Here is a 277-nt window from a genome sequence, read left to right as displayed (position 1 = left end):
TGCACCCAGCCAGTGCGTTGCGCGTTGAGCTCCATGACCATGCCGACCGGGTCGGGCAGCGTCAGCGCCAGCAGGCCATTGGGCAGTTGTTGCTGCTGAATGACATTGCGCACATGCGTGCGGGTTTCATGCCAGCGGCCCAGGCGGCTGTAAAAGCCATGGACGCTGGTGAACCTGGCAGAGGAGAAGGTAGAGAACTCCAGCACCTGTTCCAGGCCGAAGCGGAAGCTGTCGGTCATGGCGATGCCGAGGCTGGCAGGGTCGTTGCGTGCGGTGT

General features: G+C 63.2%; 1 protein-coding gene. It reads right to left on the bottom strand.

Going from position 1 to position 277, the window contains the following annotated elements:
* On the bottom strand, positions 1-277 hold a 277-nt coding region (locus tag IRZ77_RS26750), incomplete at both ends, for a hypothetical protein (protein WP_196174645.1).

The organism is Pseudomonas pudica, from assembly GCF_015680405.1.
Lineage (GTDB): Bacteria > Pseudomonadota > Gammaproteobacteria > Pseudomonadales > Pseudomonadaceae > Aquipseudomonas > Aquipseudomonas pudica.
Note: the sequence above shows the minus strand (reverse complement) of the source record. Positions and strands in the feature narration are given on the sequence as shown.